We start from the raw sequence: 3,849 nt of genomic DNA, 5'->3' as shown, positions 1-3,849 counted from the left end.
TTCGATTCCGGTCACCGGCATAAGAGATATCACCTATGTGATATCTCTTTTTTTGTACTCAAAAATAGAACAAAAAAGAGGAGGAATAATGAAGAAAATTTCTAATTATATATTTGAACATAAAGGAAAATATCTTTTAGCAATTACTTCAATGATTATAGCTGTAACGCTTGATTTAATGTCTCCACAGTTTACAAAACATATCATAGACGATGTAATTGTAGGAAAAAATATTGCAGAGTTAAAATATTTGCTTTTAGGTATTTTTCTAATTGGCGTGGGAAGATGTATATTTCAATACATTAAAGAATACACCTTTGATTGTCTTGGCTCGGATATTGGAAGTTCCATGCGTAAGGATCTTTTTGTACGTATTCAGAACTTAAGTGAAGATTTTTTTGACAAAACTGATACAGGGGAATTAATGTCTAGAGTTAAGGATGACATTGATAAAATCTGGGATGGGCTTAGTTATGTTAGTATGTTGTTAATCGAGGTGGTAATACATACGACAATTGTTTTATTTTGTATGTATAGAATCAATGTGAAGTTGGCAATAATCCCAACACTTGCCATGATTTTTTGCGGATGTATTGCAGTAATTATGGAAAGAAAGTTAGGGGCAGTTTATGAAGAAATTAGTGAAGAAAATGCAGAATTAAATACAGTTGCAGAAGAAAATTTTGCAGGAGTAAGAACGGTAAAAGCTTTTGCGAGAGAAAAATATGAAATCAAAAAATTTTTATCTCATAATAATAAATACTATGAACTTAACATGAAACAATCAAAAGTTTTCGTGAAATATTATCCATTTTTTTCGGTTGTTACAAAAATACTTCCGCTATTAACATTGTTAGTAGGTGGAAAAATAGTTATTGACGGAAATTTGTCAATTGGCTCGTTAAGTGCAATGGTAGAGTATTCAAATAATATAGTTTGGCCAATGGAAATGTTAGGTTGGCTTACTAACAGTTTTTCGTCAGCTATTGCGTCAAATAAAAAAATCAAAAAAATTTATAAAGAAAAATCATCAATTAAAGAAATAAATAATCCCGTTGTGCTTGAAAAAGTAAAGGGAAGAGTTACTTTTGAAAATGTCTCATTTAAGAAAAATGAAAGTAGTAATATTTTGGAAAATGTCAGCTTTGATTTAAATCCTGGTAAAACATTAGGTATTATGGGCGAAACAGGATCCGGTAAAAGTACAATTATTAATTTGCTTTTAAGATTCTATGATGTTACCCAGGGAAGTATAAAATTAGATGGAGTTGATATACGCAACCTTACCATTAAACAACTTAGGGGGAGTATTGCTCCGGTAATGCAGGATGTTTTTCTATTTTCAGATACAATTAATGAGAATATAAAATTAGGAAAGAAGAATGAATTAGATGCTGAAGAAATAAAGTTAGCGGCCAATAATGCACAGGTTAGTGAATTTGTAGAGAGATTAGAACAACAATATGAAACAGTAATTGGGGAAAGAGGCGTAGGTTTGTCTGGTGGACAAAAACAAAGAATTAGTATAGCCAGAGCTTTTGCCAAAGATAAACCAATACTTATTTTAGACGATTCTACATCGGCGTTAGATACAGAAACAGAGCAGAAAATACAGAAAGTATTAGAAAAGTATAATGATATTACTAAAATAATAATTACCCATAGAATTAGTGCTGTAAAAAATGCAGATGAAATAATAGTCTTAGAGAACGGTAAAATAAGTGAAAAAGGAAAACATGATTCTTTAATAAAAAAGAAAGGCTTATATTACGAAACTTATTTATCTCAATATGGAACAATAAATTAATAGAAAGGAAAAGTAAAATGGCATTTAATTCATATAAAGAAGATGAACAAAGTGTTGAAAAAAATAAATTACAAACATTAAAAAGATTATTTTCATATTTGTTGAATTATAAATTGATAATTATACTGGTGTTATTACTAATGGGATATTGCGTTGCTATATCATTGATTAATCCGTTGATTATTGAAGAAGCCATAGATAACTATATTTCTGTTGGTAACTATAAAGGGTTATATAAAATCTTGATTATAACACTATTACTGAATTTGCTTGCAACTTTGGCAATAAAAATAAGAATGTATGTAATGGCAAAAATGTGTAACAGTATTCTTCTAACAATAAGACAGGAGCTATATACTCATATTCAGAAGTTAGGATTCAAATTTTTCGATAGCAGACCTACAGGAAAAATATTATCTAGAATTATAGGAGATATTAACTCATTAAAGGATGTTTTATCTAATTGCGTCACAACATTAATACCGGATTTCATAACTGTTGTGGCAGTAGTTGTAATTATGTTTGCAAAAAATCCTAAATTAGCAGTAGCAGCCTTGATTACAACACCACTTATGGCAATTTCAATTTCGTATATACAAATAAAAGCCCATCCCAGATGGCAGACTTTCAGAAAAAAGTCCTCAAACCTAAATGCATTTTTACATGAGGATATGTCTGGTATGAAAATTATTCATGGATTTTGTGGGGAAAAAGAAACTGAAGAAACTTTTGACCAATTAGTAAAAGAACATAAAACATCATTTAAAAATGCAATACGAATGAGTGATTGTTTTGGCTCAATTATAGATTTGTCCTGGGGACTGGGATGCATTTCATTGTACTTTGTCGGAATAGTTATTTTAAAAGCAGACAATATTTCAGTTGGAACTTTTATAGCTTTTGGAACATACATAAACATGTTTTGGCAACCGATAAATAATTTAAGCAATTTTTACAATCAAATTACCACAAATATAGCAGGTGCAGAAAGAATTTTTGAAGTGTTAGACACTGAACCTGAAATTCAAGAAGAAAATGGAGCCAAAGAATTACCTCCAATTGACGGAAATGTAAAATTTGAAAATGCAACTTTTGCATACGACAGTGATAGTGAAAATGTGTTAGAAAATGTTAATTTTGAAATAAAAGCAGGTGAAACTATTGCCTTAGTTGGAGCAACCGGGGCAGGAAAATCTACAATTATAAATCTCATAAGCAGATTTTATGACACAAATAGTGGAAGAGTTCTTATTGATGGTTATGATATAAAGAAAGTTACCATTGAAAGTCTTAGACAACAAATGGGTATTATGACACAGGAAAATTTTATTTTTTCAGGTACAATTAGCGAAAATATAAAATATGGCAAATTAGATGCAACTGATCAGGAAGTTGTAGAGGCTGCAAAAGCAGTAAACGCGCACAATTTTATTATGAAATTAAAAAATGGATACGATACATTATTAAGTGAAAGAGGAGGCGGTCTATCTGTAGGACAAAAACAATTAATAGCCCTTGCAAGGACAATGATATCAAAACCTAAAATTTTAATATTAGATGAAGCAACTTCTAGCATTGATACAAAAACAGAATTGCTTGTACAAAAAGGTATAGAAGAAATATTAAAAGGAAGAACATCTTTTGTTATAGCACATAGATTGTCTACAATTAAAAAAGCGGATAGAATATTTGTTATTGGAAACAGAAATATAATAGAAGAGGGGACACATAAGCAACTTTTAGAAAAGAAAGGTGTATATTACAGCTTATATAGGGCACAGTTTGATGAAGTGTAAACGAAAAGTCATTTATACGAATTGCTCCGCACATAAGTGCTCCCCCAATTCGTCATCTCACTGGCATATCGCTCTCCATTTGAGAGCTTATAGGCTCGTGAGAAGGGGTGTAAAAAATACAAATTTTTCCCTTCATGCAAGCATGAAATAAAAATTTATACTTTTTACACTATAAATGACTATAAAAGACTATAAATGACAAAAAAAGTGTTGACAGATAAAGAAGCATTTGATATTATAGTCAAG

General features: G+C 30.3%; 2 protein-coding genes. Both read left to right on the top strand.

What is annotated here, in order from left to right; all coding sequences use genetic code 11:
- Positions 1–88 precede the first annotated feature (88 nt).
- Positions 89–1,807, top strand: coding sequence for an ABC transporter ATP-binding protein (locus DWZ69_RS11895; RefSeq protein ID WP_118000905.1), 1,719 nt, complete (start codon positions 89–91; stop codon positions 1,805–1,807).
- A gap of 17 nt (positions 1,808–1,824) precedes the next feature.
- Complete coding sequence (locus tag DWZ69_RS11890; RefSeq protein ID WP_118437212.1) at positions 1,825–3,603, top strand: ABC transporter ATP-binding protein; 1,779 nt, start codon at positions 1,825–1,827, stop codon at positions 3,601–3,603.
- Positions 3,604–3,849 lie beyond the last annotated feature (246 nt).

This window comes from Eubacterium sp. AF34-35BH (genome assembly GCF_003477765.1).
Lineage (GTDB): Bacteria > Bacillota > Clostridia > Lachnospirales > Lachnospiraceae > Eubacterium_G.
Note: the sequence above shows the minus strand (reverse complement) of the source record. Positions and strands in the feature narration are given on the sequence as shown.

Coding starts and splice junctions, on each gene's coding strand:
- DWZ69_RS11895 (WP_118000905.1), top strand. CDS start 89: ATGAAGAAAATTTCTAATTATATATTTGAACATAAAGGAAAATATCTT.
- DWZ69_RS11890 (WP_118437212.1), top strand. CDS start 1,825: ATGGCATTTAATTCATATAAAGAAGATGAACAAAGTGTTGAAAAAAAT.